This is a genomic window from Kitasatospora albolonga (genome assembly GCF_039535905.1).
GTDB lineage: Bacteria > Actinomycetota > Actinomycetes > Streptomycetales > Streptomycetaceae > Kitasatospora > Kitasatospora albolonga.
Genome location: NZ_BAAAYB010000010.1, coordinates 18,947 through 32,533 on the forward strand (window position 1 = coordinate 18,947; position 13,587 = coordinate 32,533).

Sequence of the window (13,587 nt, forward strand, 5' to 3'; positions counted from 1 at the left end):
CGCCCCACCCCCGTGAGGGCCAAACGCGCCCCCCGGCGCGGCCGGGGACGGCTTCGGCTGAGCTTCCGTCAGGCGGGGCGAGGGCTGGGGGTCGTTCATCAGGGCTTCCGCTCGACGGGGAGGTTCGGGGCCTGGCTGCCGCTGGGGGCGACGTGCAGGGACTTCAGGGTGAACTCCATCACCTGCTTGAACACCGGCCCGCAGAGCTGGCCGCCGAAGTGGCCGTTCTTCGGGTCCTGGATCACGCAGGAGACGGTGACGCGCGGGGCGTCGGCCGGCGCGAAGCCGATGAAGGAGGCGGTGTAGCCGTTGTACTTGCCGGTCTTGGGGTCCACCCGGTTGGCCGTGCCGGTCTTCCCGGCCACCCGGTAGCCCTCCACCGCCGCCTTGGTGCCGGTGCCCTGCTCGTCCGAGACCACCGACTCCAGCATCTCGGTCAGGGTCTTCGCGGTCTCCGGCTTGACCACCCGGGTCTCCTTGCCCGGCGGTGCGGCCACGTACCGCCCGTCCGCCCCGGTGGTCCCGGCCAGCAGGTTGGGCGTCACCCGCACGCCGCCGTTGGCGATCGTGGAGAACACCGAGGTGGCCTGGAGCGCGTTGACCGACAGGCCCTGGCCGAACGGGATGGTGTACTGCTGCGAGCCGTTCCAGGCCTCCGGCTTGGCCAGGATGCCCTTGGTCTCGCCGGGGAAGCCCAGCCCGGTGGACTGCCCGATCCCGAACCGGGTCAGGTAGTCGTGCAGCACCTTGTTGGAGGCCGCCTGGTCGGCGCCGAGCCGCTCGGCGGCCAAAATGGTGCCGATGTTGGAGGACTTGGCCAGCACGCCCGCCAGGGTCAGGTGCCAGGTCGGGTGGTCGATGTCGTCGTGGAAGATCCGGTCCGAGCGCTGGAGCGTGTTCGGCACCTCGACGTAGGTGTCCCAGGCCGCCGTGCCGGTGTCCAGCACCGCCGCCATCGTCATCAGCTTGGCGGTGGAGCCCGGCTCGAAGGCGTCGCCGACCGCCGCGTTGCCCAGCTGGTCCGCCTTCGCCTTGGAGAGCTCGTTCGGGTTGAAGCCCGGGGAGCCGGCCATCGCCAGGATCTGACCGGTCTTCACGTCCTGGACGACGACGTAGCCCTTCTCCGCCCCGGCGTTGGCCACCTGGTCGGTGATGGCCCGCTGGGCCGCCCACTGGATGTCCCGGTCGACGGTCAGCCGCAGGTCCGAGCCCTCCACCGGGGACTGCTGGCTGCCGCCGGCCGTCGGCACCATCCGCCCGTTCACCTGGGCGTAGGTGCTGTGGCCGTCCTTGCCCGCCAACTCGCCCTGGTACTGGAGCTCCAGGCCACCGGTGCCGATGCCGTCCGCGTTCACGTAGCCGAGCAGGTTGGCGGCCAGGCCCCCGGCCGGGTAGACCCGGCGCTTGGAGTCCTGGAAGACGATCCCGGCCAGCGGGTTGGCGCAGGCGGCGTCCACCGTCTGCCGGCCCCCCTGCTCGGCGGGCTTGCCGACCAGCTTGCGCTGGGCCCGGCAGGCGGCGGTGTCGGCCTGCTTGGCCAGGGTCGACTTGAGGTCGGTGATCTGCTTCTTGGTCTCCGGGCTCTGACGGGGCGCCAGCATCACCCACTGGGTCTTCGGGGTGTGCAGCAGGGCGGCCAGCTGCTCCTTGCTCCGGTTCAGGATCGGCGCCAGCAGCGCGGCGGCCTGCTCCGGGGCGTCCGGCACCAGCGACTTGTCCGGCGGGTAGAGCGAGGGGTCGGCGGTGACGTCGTACGCGTCCACCGTGGTGGCCAGCGCCACGCCGTCGGAGGACGTTATCGAACCGCGGTCGGCGGAGAGCTTGGCCTGCACGTACTTGTTCGCCTGGGCCGCGGCGGCCAGCTCGTCCGAGTCCAGCAGCTGCAGCTGGACCAGCCGGCCGGCGAAGACCGAGAAGACCGCCACCATCGCCACGCTCACCAGCCGCAGCCGCTTCTTCGGATCGCCCAGCTTGATCAGCCGCGGCTGCGGCGGGGCCGGGCGGCGGGGCGGCTGACGGCGCGACGGCTCGCCGCTGCGCGGGCGCGGGGTGCGGGGGCGCTGCGCTCCGGCCGCCGCCCGGGCGGCTCCTGACGCACCGGCGGCGGGGCGGCGGGCGGGCTGCGGGCGGGCCGCTCCGGCCGCCCCGGCCGGGCGGGGCCGGGGCTTGCCGCTCCCCCTGCCGTTCCCGCTTCCACCGGGCTGACGGGGGGTGCTCATCGCGCGGTACCTCCGGACGGGGCGGCCGCCGACGGGGTGCCGAGCGGCGGGGCCGGGTTGATCTGCACCCCGGTGTCGGCGGGCGGCGGCGCCGCGGGGGTGGGGCTCGGCGAGGCGCCGGTGCGGCTCCACAGCTCCTGGTCGGTGCGCTTGACCGGCGGGCTGTCCTCGGCCTTCTCGGGCTTGCCGTTGACCGAGCCGTCGTCCTGCAGGAAGGCCAGGTCCCCGCCGGGCACCATGCCCAGCTCACGGGCCCTGCGCTCCAGCGCGTCCGGTGCGGACTGCTGGTCGATCTCCTGCTGGAGGGTCTGCTGGCGGTCCGTCAGCTCGGTGGTCTGGCGCTCCAGCCGGCTCTGCTCGAAGGAGCCCTCGTTGAGCGCGGTGTTCAGCATCAGCAGCCCGAGCAGCCCGGCCGAGAGCAGCGCCACCACCAACACCGCGAAGGGCGTGCGCCCCCGCACCTGCCGCCGGGCCGGGCGCACCGAGATCCGCACCCCGCCCCCCTGACCCGGTACCGACCCGCGCTCCCGCCGCGTCCGACCACCCGTCAGGCCTCCACCGGCCACCGGCACCGCTCTTCTCCCTCGCCGCTCACGTCCCCCCGTCCGGCGTCCGTTCTAGCCGCGGGTCTCCCTGATCCTCTCCGCCACGCGCAGCCGCACGGGCGCGGCACGCCGGTTCTCCTCGATCTCCTCCTCCGTGGCCAGCTCGGCACCGCGGGTGAGCAGCTTCAGCCAGGGCTGGTGCTCCTCCGGGATGATCGGCAGCCCCGGCGGGGCGGTGTTGGTGGCCCCCTGGGCGAAGTACTGCTTCACCAGGCGGTCCTCCAGCGACTGGTACGACATCACGGCGATCCGGCCGCCGAGCGCGAGCACGTCCAGCGCGCCCGGGATGGCCCGGTCCAGCACCTCCAGCTCGCCGTTGACCTCGATCCGCAGCGCCTGGAAGGTGCGCTTGGCCGGGTTGCCGCCGGTGCGGCGGGTGGCCGCCGGGATGGCGTTGCGCACCAACTCGACCAGACGCGCGGAGTTGGTGAACGGTTCCTTCTCGCGCTCGCGCAGGATCACCGAGGCGATCTTCCCGGCGAACCGCTCCTCGCCGTAGACCTTGAGGATCCGGGCCAGCTGACCGTGGGTGTAGGTGTTCAGCACCTCGGCCGCGCTCAGGCCGCGGGTCTGGTCCATCCGCATGTCCAGCGGGGCGTCCTGGGCGTACGCGAAGCCGCGGTCCGCCTCGTCCAGCTGCATCGAGGAGACGCCGAGGTCGAACAGGATGCCGTGCGCCTCCGGGATGCCGAGGCGGTCCAGCACCTCGGGGATCTCGTCGTACACCGCGTGCACCAGCGTCGCCCGCTCGCCGAAGCGGGCCAGCCGCTCCCCCGACAGCTTCAGCGCCGCCGGGTCGCGGTCCACGGCCACCAGCCGCACCTCGGGGAACTGCGTCAGCAGCGCCTCGCTGTGGCCGCCGAGGCCGAGGGTGGCGTCCACCACCACGGCGCCGGGGGCGGAGATCGCCGGGGCCAGCGCGTCTACGCAGCGCTGCAGCATCACCGGGACATGCTTGGGGGCCGGACTGTCGGTGCTCATGACGACCATTCTGGTCCATCCCGCCCACCCCGCCGCCCACCCGGGGCCCGGCGGCACGCCACGGTGGCCGGCGAAAGTGGTCACCCCGGGGGCGCGAGGAACTGCGCGGGTCCGGAAGGCGGCCCGGTGTGAGATCGGGGCAGACGAGCCAGTTGCAGGCGCTGCCGTTCCCCTGCGCGCAGTTCCTCGCGCCCCCGGTGTGACCACCTTCGCCGGGAGCGTGCCTGCGGGACGCAGGCCGGGGTCCCCGCCCGCTCGTCCGGGGAAGGAGTGGCCGCCCGGCACCGGGGAAGGTGCGCCAGGTGGACACGGAGCGGGTGGAGGCCTCGGACTGCGTACCGGCCCGGCCCCGGGCGGCGGTTGACGGGCCGTCAGGGGTGGGGCTCCACTGGCCGGAACTCTACCGTCCCCACCTGCCGAGTCAATCGACCGCGACCGCGCGCCACCCGGGCGGCGGCATGGATTCCCGCAGGTGGGAGCAGGGACGGCCATCCGCTCCCCCGCACGGCCGCACCGCGCACGGCCCCCACCGCGCGCCGGACGGACCGGCACGAACCGGACGTGCGGCACCGCTCAGCAGCTATGCCCTCCGTCACACCCCACCCGTTCACCACCGGCCCCCCTCCGCAACGGCCGGAAGGCCACTACCGTCATCGGCATGACAGTGACCCCCGACCGGCCCGTGCCGACCGCCGCTGCCGACTCCACCCCGTCCATCACCGACCGGTTCGTCGCCGCGAACCGCGAGTACGCCAAGACCTTCCGGGACGGCGGGATGGACGCCCGCCCGGTGCGGAACGTCACCGTGGTGGCCTGCATGGACGCCCGCCTCGACCTGTTCGCCGCCCTCGGCCTCGAACTCGGCGACGCCCACCTGATCCGCAACGCCGGCGGCGTCGTCACCGACGACACCATCCGCTCCCTGACGATCAGCCAGCGCGCCCTGGGCACCCGCTCGATCGTCCTCATCCACCACACCGGCTGCGGCCTCCTCGGCCTCACCGAGGACTTCCGCCGCGACCTGGAGCTCGAGGTCGGCCAGCGCCCCACCTGGGCCGTCGAGTCCTTCGTCGACCTGGACGGCGACGTCCGACAGTCCATGCAGCGGGTCCGCACCTCCCCCTTCATCCCCCACCGCGACGACGTCCGCGGCTTCGTCTTCGACGTCCACACCGGCCTCCTCCGCGAGATCCACTGAACCCTCGCGCCCCTGGGAGGACGACGAAGTCGTCACCCCGGGGGCGCGAGGAACTGCGCGAAGCGGAGGAAACGAACGGTCAGATCACGGCACACGGCTCAGCCCCGCCTCGGAGCGCAAAACGGACACTCCCCCCGTGTCGCCCACTCGGGTGACGTTCCGCCCCCCGACAAGGAAGAATGCGCCTTCAGGCCGACCGGCCAGCTTGCATTTTCGGGGCATGGGAGCAATCGAGTGACGACCTTCAACGGACAGAGCGGCACGGGCGGTTCAGGACTGCACGAGCTCGGCGCAGTGGTCGAACGGGTCCGGGCCTCGGTGGAGAGCGTCATCGAGGGCAAGCCCGAGGCCGTCCGGATCGCCCTCACCGTCCTCCTCGCCGAGGGCCACCTCCTCCTCGAGGACGTCCCCGGCGTCGGCAAGACCATGCTCGCCAAGGCCCTCGCCCGCTCCGTCGACTGCACGGTCCGCCGGATCCAGTTCACGCCGGACCTGCTGCCCTCCGACGTGACCGGCACCAACGTCTTCGACCAGCAGCGGATGGACTTCGAGTTCCGCCCGGGCGCGATCTTCGCGCAGATCGTGGTCGGCGACGAGATCAACCGCGCCTCGCCGAAGACCCAGTCCGCGCTGCTGGAGTCGATGGAGGAGCGCCAGGTCACCATCGACGGCACCAGCTACGAGCTGCCGTCCCCGTTCATGGTGATCGCCACCCAGAACCCGGTGGAGATGGAGGGCACCTATCCCCTCCCCGAGGCGCAGCGCGACCGCTTCATGGCCCGGGTGTCGATCGGCTACCCCAGCGCCGAGGCCGAGTTCGCGATGCTGGACGTGCACGGCGGCGCCAGCCCGCTGGACCACCTGACCCCGGTCGCGCACGCGCACGACATCCTCAAGCTGGTCGAGGTGGTCCGCTCGGTGCACGTCTCCGAGGCGGTCCGCCGCTACGCGGTCGAGCTGGTCGGCGCCACCCGCTACCACCAGGAGCTGCGCCTGGGCGCCTCGCCGCGCGCGACCCTGCACCTGATCCGGGCCGCCCGCGCCCACGCCGCGCTGGACGGCCGCGACTACGTGCTGCCGGACGACGTCCAGGCGCTGGCCGTGCCGGTGCTGGCGCACCGTCTGCTGCCCACCGCGGAGACCCAGCTCAGCCGCCGTTCGACCGAACAGATCGTCACCGACCTGGTGGCGAGCCTGCCCATCCCGCGTCCGCAGGGCCGGGGCTGAGGTGGCCAAGGGGGACAGCGCGACCGGACTGCGCACCGGACTGCGCGGCCTGACCACCCGGGGGCGGTCCTTCCTGGCCGCCGGGATCACCGCCGCGCTCTGCGCCTACGTCTTCGGCCAGGACACCCTGCTCCAGGTCTCGGTGCTGCTGGCCGCCCTGCCGCTGGCCGCCGCCGTGCTGCTGCTGCGCACCCGCTACCGGGTGGCCGGCGGGCGGCGCCTCAGCCCGTACCGGGTGGCGGCGGGCCAGGAGGCCCGGGTGCACCTGCGCCTGGACAACGTCTCCCGGGTGCCCACCGGCCTGCTGCTGCTGGAGGACCAGGTCCCGTACGTGCTGGGGCCGCGGCCGCGGTTCGTGCTGGACCGGGTGGAGCCGCGCGGCTTCCGCGAGGTCTCCTACCGGGTCCGCTCGGACCTGCGCGGGCGCTACCCGCTGGGGCCGTTGCAGCTGCGGGTGGCCGACCCGTTCGGGATGTGCGAGCTGAACCGTTCGTTCGCCGCCTCGGACGTGCTGACCGTGGTGCCCCAGGTGGTGGCCCTGCCGACCGTGAAGCTGCCCGGGGAGTCCACCGGCCACGGCGAGTCCAACGTCCACACCCTGGCGCTGGCCGGGGACGACGACGTGATCCCGCGCGAGTACCGGCACGGCGACGACCTGCGCCGGGTGCACTGGAAGTCCACCGCCCGCTACGGCGAGCTGATGGTCCGTCGGGAGGAGCAGCCGCTGCGGGCCAAGGCCACCGTGCTGCTGGACACCCGGGACGTGGCGCACCGGGGCTCCGGCCCGGCCTCCTCCTTCGAATGGGCCGTCAGCTGCGCCGCCTCGGTCGGCGTGCACCTGCTGGAGCGCGGCTACCAGACCCGGCTGCTGACCGACACCGGTCTGGCCGTGCCCGGCCCCGAGGCCGGGGCGATCGCCACCGTGGCGGAGGCGGCCGGCCTGCTGCTGGACTCCCTCGCCGTGGTCGAGCTCTCCGACGGCGGCACCCTGGCCCGGGCCGAGCAGGTGCTGCGCCAGGGCGGCGACGGCGTGCTGGTCGCGGTGCTCGGCTCGCTGGACGAGGAGCAGGTGGCCCGGCTCGGGCGGCTGCGGCGGCGGGCGGCCGGAGCGGTCGCCTTCCTGCTGGACACCGCCACCTGGGCCGGCCTGCGCCACCTGGCGCCGGACACCCCGGACCAGGACGCCACCGACCAGGTGACCCGCCTGCGCGAGGCCGGCTGGACGGTGCTCTCCGCCCGGGCCGGCGACTCGGTGGCCACCCTGTGGCGGCACGCCGAGCGCGCCGCCGCGGTCCCCTACCGCAACGGGGCGGGGTCATGACCGCCGCATCCTCCCGGGCCCGCCGCGCCCGCCGGAGCACGCCGCGGGACCGTTCCCTCCCGGCCGCAGGCGCCGCGCGCCCGGCCGTCCGTACCGACCGAAGCGGGGAGGCCGCCGGATGACCACCCGGGCCAAGCTCACGCTCTACTCGGCGCTGGCCACCGTGCTGGTGACGCTCTGTCTGACCCCGCTGGTGGAGCCGGCCTCCTGGGTCCTGCGCGCCGTGCTGGTGACCGCCGCCGCCGGAGGCGCCGGGGCCGGGCTGCGCCGGCTGGCGTTCTCCCGCGCGCTCCAGGTGCCGCTCCAACTGCTGGCCGTGCTCTACCTGTTGATGCTGCTGTTCGTGCAGCGTTCGATGGACTACCTGGTGCTGCCCGGCCCGAGCGCGCTGGACGCGGTCGGCAGCCTGCTGGCGGAGGGCCAGAAGACCGTCCAGGAGTACACCGCCCCGGCCCCGGCGACCGAGGGCGTGCAGCTGATCCTGGTCGGTGCGGTGGCGCTGATCGCGGTGCTGGTCGACGCCCTCGCGGTGACCTTCCGCCGGGCCGCGCTGGCCGGGCTGCCGCTGCTCGCGCTGTACTCCGTCGGCACCGGCCTGAACGGCGCCGACAACGCCTGGCTGTGGTTCCTGCTCTCCGCCGCTGGCTACCTGCTGCTGCTCTTCGCCGAGGGCCAGGACCGGCTCTCCCGCTGGGGCCGGGTCTTCCACGGCACCTCGCAGGACGGCAGCGGCACCATCTCGCACAGCGGCCACCGGGTCGGCCTGCTCGCCCTGGCCTGCGCGGTGGTGATCCCGCTGATCGTCCCGCAGACCGGCCTCGGCCTGTTCGGGGACGGCAACGGGAGCGGCGCGGGCCTCGGCAAGGGATCGGGGCGGCCGGTCACCTCGCTGAACCCGGTGGTGGCCCTGACGGCCAATCTGACCCGTCAGGACGTCAACACCGAGATGTTCACCTTCCGCACCGACTCCAACGCCACCGACCTCTACATGCGGATCGGCGCGCTGGACAGCTTCGACGGCGTCTCCTGGAAGTTCTCCGAGCAGCGCCTCCAGCAGATCCCCAGCCCGATGCCCTACCCGCAGGGGCTCGGCCAGGACGTCCAGGCCGAGAGCTTCCGCACCGACATCAAGATCTCCAAGAACCTCTCCACCGAGTGGTTGCCGATGCCCTACCCGGCCGACACGGTCACCGTGCGGGGCGACTGGAAGTACGAGCCCGACACCCGCTCGGTGGTCGGCGACGGCGGGCAGAAGACCGACGGCATCACGTACTCCGTGGTCAGCAAGGACGTCCGCCCGACCCCCGAGCAGCTCCGCTCGGCCGGCCCCGTCCCGAACGAGATCGCCCGCCGCTTCACCTCCCTGCCGGACACCCTGCCGCCGGTGGTCGCCCAGACCGCCCGCAAGGTGGTGGCCGGCAAGAACAACCCGTACGACCAGGCCGTGGCGTTGCAGGCCTGGTTCAACGGCCCCGAGTTCCGCTACAGCCTCCAGGTCGCCGCGGCCACCGGGAACGAGGCCATCGAGCGCTTCCTGCGCGAGAAGACCGGCTTCTGCGTGCACTACGCGGCCACCATGGCCGCGATGGCCCGCTCGCTCGGCATCCCGGCCCGGGTGGCCATCGGCTTCGCGCCCGGCACCGACATGGGCCGGGGCAGCTTCCTGGTGCGCAGCCAGGACTACCACGCCTGGCCGGAGCTGTACTTCCCCGGCTCGGGCTGGCTGCGCTTCGAGCCGACCCCGAGCCGCGGCAGCGCCCCCGAGTACACCTCGGAGAAGGCCGCGCCGGCTCCGAGCGCCCAGCCGACCGAGGCGACCACCGCGCCGAGCACCGCGCCCTCCGCGGCGCCCAGCTCCAGCAGCAGCTGCACCGCGCAGCAGCAGCGCCAGGACGGCTGCGCCGACGAGCAGGCGGTCACCCCGCTCACCGTCGAGGAACGGCCCTGGTGGCTGGAGTGGCCGGTGCTGGTCTCCGTGCCGGCCGCACTGCTGCTGCTGGCCCTGCTGGCCACCCCGATGCTCTGGCGGATCCGCCAACGGCGCCGACGGCTCGGCACCGGCCGACGGGCACCGGGTGGCGACGGCGGCGGCGAGTTGACGGACCGCCAGGTGCTGGCCGCCTGGGAGGAGCTGATCGACACCGCCTGGGACCTCGGCATCCCGCCGGACGACTCGCGCACCCCGCGCACCGCCGTCCGCCGGATCGCCGAGGTCGGGCAGCTGGATCCGGAGGCGACGGCTGCGGCCGGCCGGGTGGCGCTGGCCACCGAACGGGTGCTCTACGCCCGCAGCGCCGACACCGAGCTGCCGCTCGGCCCGGACGTGCGGACCGCCGCCGAGGGCCTGCGGGCCTCGGCCGGCCGCCGCGGCCGGACCAGGGCCGTGCTGCTGCCGCCGTCCTCGGCGCGGCTGCGCCGGCGGATCGGCGACCGGGCGGCGGCGGTCGGTGACGCGGTCCGCTCCCGCCTGGACCGGCTCTCCGCGGCGGTGCGCCGTCTGCCGGGCCTGCGGGGGCGCGGCGAACGGGACTGACGGACGGCGGGAGGGCAGGGGGCTCGGCCCCCTCCCCTCCCGCCGCGCGGTTCACCTCCGCACGGACGCACGACGAGGGCGGGCAGTCGAATCGACTGCCCGCCCTCGTGCGAACCCAGGTCTTCCGGTCTTCCGGTGCCGGTCACATGCCGTCGTGCTCGTCCCGACGGCGTTGCCAGCGCTGCTCCATCCGGTCCATCACACCGGCCTTGCGGCGGGGAGGCGGGGAAGCCTTGGCTCCCGCTCCCTGCCCGGCCGGACCACGCCTCCAGCCCTTCACGGCGAAGACCGCGCAGCCCAGCATCACCACGAAACCGACCACGCCCACCACGATCACGTTGGCGACGAGGCCCCCCATCAGGAGGGCGATGCCCACCACGAACCCTGCGGCGGCCAGGTAGACCCGCCGACGGGTGTAGGTGCGCAGCCCGGTTCCCTCAAGCGCTGACGCGAATTTGGGATCTTCGGCGTACAGCGCTCGCTCCATCTGCTCGAGCAGTCGCTGCTCGTGCTCCGAGAGCGGCACGGAGTCCTCCTACTCGTCGGTCGCGGGGCGACCGGTCCGCCACCCCTGGCTCGGGTCGTTGTGTGGACCATATGCCCCACGGGCCAGGCCGTCATGCTTTCCGGCTTTACCCAGATCATACGGTCCGGGCCGCCGGTTCGGGACGGTCAGGAGCACGTGGCTCGGGCCACGTCGCGTTCCCCGTCCCCAGCCACCCAACGCCGCGGTGCACCGACAAGTGCCCGAGGCGGTGGAATCATCCCGACGGAGTCGCGACGAGCCGGGTTTCGGGGCGGGAAACGGCGGGCGAAGGAGGGGTCAGGCGAGGGCGGCCAGCAGGTGGAGCTGGGTCGCCACGGCGTGGAAGGCGGGCTGCTCGGCGGCGGCCTGCTCCAGCTTGAGCAGGGCCTCCACCGCCCCCGGCTCGGTGTCCACCAGAACGCCGGGCACCAGGTCGGAGAAGACCCGGACGCCGTGCACCGAGGAGACCCGGAGCCCGGCGGCGGCGGCCAGTCCGTTCAGCTCCTCGGCGGTGAAGCGGCGGGGCATCGGGTCCTGGGCGCCCCAGCGGCCGTCCGGGGCGTCGAGCACCGCGCGGGCGTCGTCGAAGTGGCCGGCCAGGGCGCGGGCCAGCACGGCGCCGTTCCGGTTGGCGGCCAGCAGGCTGACCAGACCGCCCTCCGCCAGGGTGGCGGTCAGGTTCTTCAGCGCCTCGGCCGGGTCGTCCACGACCTCCAGGACACCGTGGCAGAGCACCGCGTCCACCGACCCCGGGGTGACCACCTCGGGCAGGGTCTGGGTGTCGCCCTGGACGGCCCGGACCAGCTCCGTGACGCCGGCCTCGGCGGCCCGGCGCTCCAGCGCGAACAGCGCGTCCGGGCTCGGGTCCACCACCGTCACCCGGTGGCCCAGCTTCGCCACGGGCACGGCGAAGTTGCCCGTGCCGCCGCCGGTGTCGAGCACCTCCAGCACGGGCTTGCCCAGCTCGGCCGCCCGGGTCTCCAGGGCGGCTCGCACCACCTCCCACACCACGGCGGTACGCAGGGCACTGCGGGGACGGGTCGGGTACAAGGCGGAGGCTCCTCGGCTAGGGCGAAGCGGGACGCTGGACGCCACCACCTTAGACGCCCCGGACACCACTCCCGGTTCACCGCCGCCCACGGCCCCACCGAACGGCCTGACGGCCCGTCACCCACCCCTTCCCGAACGCCGACGGCCAGGCCGGACGCTTCAGTCCGCGTCCCCCACCTCATCCCCCGGCGGGAGCGATCAGGTCCGACCCCCTACACCGACCCCCTCACCCCACGCCCCGACCCTCCCCCTCACTCCACGTCCCCCACCCTGTCCCCCAGCGGGAGCGGCTGGTCCGGGTGGAGGTCCAGCAGGCGCTGCACCAGGCGGAGGTAGAGGGCCGTGTTCCTGATCAGGTCGTCCGCGTCGCGGGCCGAGGCCGCGTTCGGGATCCCCGCCTCGGCGGCCGCGCGGCGCCGCGCTCCGGCGGCGAAGTACGCGGCCCACTCGACCAGCTCGGGGGCCACCTCGGGCAGCACGTCCCAGGCGCTGCGGATGGCCTGGCGCCGCCTGCCCCGTTTCTCCGGGCGCCCCCGGACGGCCAGCACGGCGGCGGTGGTGCGGAGTGCGGCGAGGTGGGCGGTGGAGTAGCGCTGCAGCGGGTCCTCGTACTGGCGGGCCTGCAGCAAGGTCAGCTCGGCATGCCGGAGCAGGTCGAGCGCGGCCGGCGGGGCGGCCGCGCGACGTGGCACCGGGTGGATGTCGGCGCCCCTCAGGCGGCCGGCCGGGACGGACGGCGGGCCTGCGGGCGCGGGCAGCAGTGGGGCGGTCTCGGGCTGACTGATGGTCATACTCTCCCCCGGTCCACGGCGGGTGCACGGACCGGACGGCCCGTACGTCTCCATGGTGGACGGCGGCACTGACAATCTGGTAGTGGGCGCTGACGCACGGACACCCCGCACCGGTCGGTGCGGGGTGTCCGGACGCGTCCCCCCGTGGTTCCCCCGTAGGCCCCCCGGTGGGTCCCCCCGGACCCGGCGTTCCCCCGTACCGCGTTCCGCCGCCCCGTGTCGGCGGTCCGCGGCCGCACCCGGCCCGTTGTCGCGGCCCGAGTGGTTGCCCACCGGTCCCCCACAGTCCGTGGACGTCGGGCCGCTGCCCGGAGGAGACCTGACGGTCCGTCGCTCCGGGATGCCCCCACTCTGCCGTTCCCGCAGGTGGGACGGGTATCCGTCGCCGTACTCAAGTGCGCGGCTGAGTATCCGTACTCATCTTCGGCACCCGCGGAACCGGCACCGGTACGGTGGCGTCCTGACAGCGCCTGGAGTGTTCACGAGGGGGAGCGGATGAGCGTCATCCCGTTGGTCTTCACCAGCGGTTGGGCCAGTGGCATCAACGCCTACGCGGTGGTCCTGCTGCTCGGCCTGCTGGGCCGGTTCGGCGGGGCCGATTCGGTGCCGCCCGCACTGGAACGGACGGACGTGCTGATCGCGGCCACCGTGCTGTTCCTCTGCGAGGCGGTGGCGGACAAGATCCCGTACGTGGACTCGGTCTGGGACGCGGTGCACACCGTGATCCGCCCGATCGCGGGCGCCACCGTCGGCGCGCTGCTGGCCGGTCAGGACCCGGGCTCGCTGGGCGAGGTGGCGGCCGGAGCGGTGGGCGGCACCACGGCGCTGGTCAGCCACGGCATCAAGGCCTCGCTCCGGATGGCGATCAACACCTCGCCGGAGCCCGCCAGCAACGTCATCGCCAGCATCCTGGAGGACCTCTCGGTGGCCGGGCTGATCACCCTGGCGATCTTCCACCCCTGGCTGGCCGCCTCGGCCGCCGCCGTCCTGCTGGTGCTGGGCGCGCTGCTGGTCTGGTTCGCGGTCTCCCGGATCCGCCGCTTCCTGGCCCGCCGCCGGGAGAAGAAGGCCGACCGGCGGTCGGGTGGCGCCGCCCCGGTGGGACAGGGCGGCGCCACCCGGCTGCCGTACTGACG

General features: G+C 74.0%; 11 protein-coding genes. 5 read left to right on the forward strand and 6 right to left on the reverse strand.

Annotated elements, in window-relative coordinates; translation table 11 throughout:
* Nucleotides 1-98: 98 nt before the first annotated feature.
* From ABD946_RS02885 to rsmH, 3 genes are all read right to left on the reverse strand, one after another.
* Nucleotides 99-2,219 (reverse strand): peptidoglycan D,D-transpeptidase FtsI family protein, encoded by a 2,121-nt coding sequence (locus ABD946_RS02885; RefSeq protein WP_345279739.1) that lies wholly within the window; start codon nucleotides 2,217-2,219, stop codon nucleotides 99-101.
* Nucleotides 2,216-2,713, reverse strand: a complete 498-nt coding sequence (ftsL, locus tag ABD946_RS02890; RefSeq protein ID WP_345279741.1) for a cell division protein FtsL — start codon at nucleotides 2,711-2,713, stop codon at nucleotides 2,216-2,218. Before ftsL ends, ABD946_RS02885 begins: the two co-directional genes overlap by 4 nt.
* A 123-nt stretch (nucleotides 2,714-2,836) precedes the next feature.
* The gene (gene rsmH / locus ABD946_RS02895) at nucleotides 2,837-3,805 is read right to left on the reverse strand and encodes a 16S rRNA (cytosine(1402)-N(4))-methyltransferase RsmH (RefSeq protein ID WP_345279743.1); all 969 of its coding nucleotides are present in this window, start codon (nucleotides 3,803-3,805) and stop codon (nucleotides 2,837-2,839) included.
* A gap of 658 nt (nucleotides 3,806-4,463) precedes the next feature.
* Between rsmH and ABD946_RS02900 the strand changes: the two genes are divergently transcribed.
* The 4 genes from ABD946_RS02900 to ABD946_RS02915 all read left to right on the forward strand — a co-directional run bounded on the left by ABD946_RS02900 (nucleotide 4,464) and on the right by ABD946_RS02915 (nucleotide 10,084).
* Nucleotides 4,464-5,003 carry a beta-class carbonic anhydrase gene (locus tag ABD946_RS02900; RefSeq protein ID WP_345279745.1) on the forward strand — a complete coding sequence of 180 codons (540 nt, stop codon included), beginning with the start codon at nucleotides 4,464-4,466 and terminating at the stop codon, nucleotides 5,001-5,003.
* Nucleotides 5,004-5,237: 234 nt separating this feature from the next.
* Nucleotides 5,238-6,230, forward strand: a complete 993-nt coding sequence (locus ABD946_RS02905) for an AAA family ATPase (RefSeq protein ID WP_380150212.1) — start codon at nucleotides 5,238-5,240, stop codon at nucleotides 6,228-6,230.
* 1 nt (nucleotide 6,231) lies between these two features.
* Entirely contained in the window at nucleotides 6,232-7,551 is a 1,320-nt protein-coding gene (locus tag ABD946_RS02910; RefSeq protein WP_345279748.1) for a DUF58 domain-containing protein, read from the forward strand.
* A 118-nt stretch (nucleotides 7,552-7,669) separates the two neighbouring features.
* Nucleotides 7,670-10,084, forward strand: coding sequence for a transglutaminase TgpA family protein (locus tag ABD946_RS02915; RefSeq protein ID WP_345279750.1), 2,415 nt, complete (start codon nucleotides 7,670-7,672; stop codon nucleotides 10,082-10,084).
* 142 nt (nucleotides 10,085-10,226) lie between these two features.
* Here the strand turns inward: ABD946_RS02915 and ABD946_RS02920 are convergent, their stop codons facing one another.
* From ABD946_RS02920 to ABD946_RS02930, 3 genes are all read right to left on the reverse strand, one after another.
* Entirely contained in the window at nucleotides 10,227-10,610 is a 384-nt protein-coding gene (locus ABD946_RS02920; RefSeq protein ID WP_345279751.1) for a DUF3040 domain-containing protein, read from the reverse strand.
* Between the two features lie 297 nt (nucleotides 10,611-10,907).
* Nucleotides 10,908-11,660: a methyltransferase domain-containing protein gene (locus ABD946_RS02925; RefSeq protein ID WP_345279753.1), complete on the reverse strand. Its 753-nt coding sequence runs from the start codon at nucleotides 11,658-11,660 to the stop codon at nucleotides 10,908-10,910.
* Nucleotides 11,661-11,911: 251 nt separating this feature from the next.
* Nucleotides 11,912-12,451: an SAV_6107 family HEPN domain-containing protein gene (locus tag ABD946_RS02930; RefSeq protein WP_345279755.1), complete on the reverse strand. Its 540-nt coding sequence runs from the start codon at nucleotides 12,449-12,451 to the stop codon at nucleotides 11,912-11,914.
* A gap of 495 nt (nucleotides 12,452-12,946) precedes the next feature.
* On the opposite strand from ABD946_RS02930, the gene ABD946_RS02935 reads away from it, so the two are divergent.
* Complete coding sequence (locus tag ABD946_RS02935; protein WP_345279757.1) at nucleotides 12,947-13,585, forward strand: DUF4126 domain-containing protein; 639 nt, start codon at nucleotides 12,947-12,949, stop codon at nucleotides 13,583-13,585.
* Nucleotides 13,586-13,587: the final 2 nt, after the last annotated feature.

What these genes read in the sequence shown, in the direction of transcription:
- ABD946_RS02885 (WP_345279739.1), bottom strand. Translation starts at nt 2,219, where the DNA reads ATGAGCACCCCCCGTCAGCCCGGTGGAAGCGGGAACGGCAGGGGGAGC.
- rsmH (WP_345279743.1), bottom strand. Translation starts at nt 3,805, where the DNA reads ATGAGCACCGACAGTCCGGCCCCCAAGCATGTCCCGGTGATGCTGCAG.
- ABD946_RS02900 (WP_345279745.1), top strand. Translation starts at nt 4,464, where the DNA reads ATGACAGTGACCCCCGACCGGCCCGTGCCGACCGCCGCTGCCGACTCC.
- ABD946_RS02915 (WP_345279750.1), top strand. Translation starts at nt 7,670, where the DNA reads ATGACCACCCGGGCCAAGCTCACGCTCTACTCGGCGCTGGCCACCGTG.
- ABD946_RS02930 (WP_345279755.1), bottom strand. Translation starts at nt 12,451, where the DNA reads ATGACCATCAGTCAGCCCGAGACCGCCCCACTGCTGCCCGCGCCCGCA.
- ABD946_RS02935 (WP_345279757.1), top strand. Translation starts at nt 12,947, where the DNA reads ATGAGCGTCATCCCGTTGGTCTTCACCAGCGGTTGGGCCAGTGGCATC.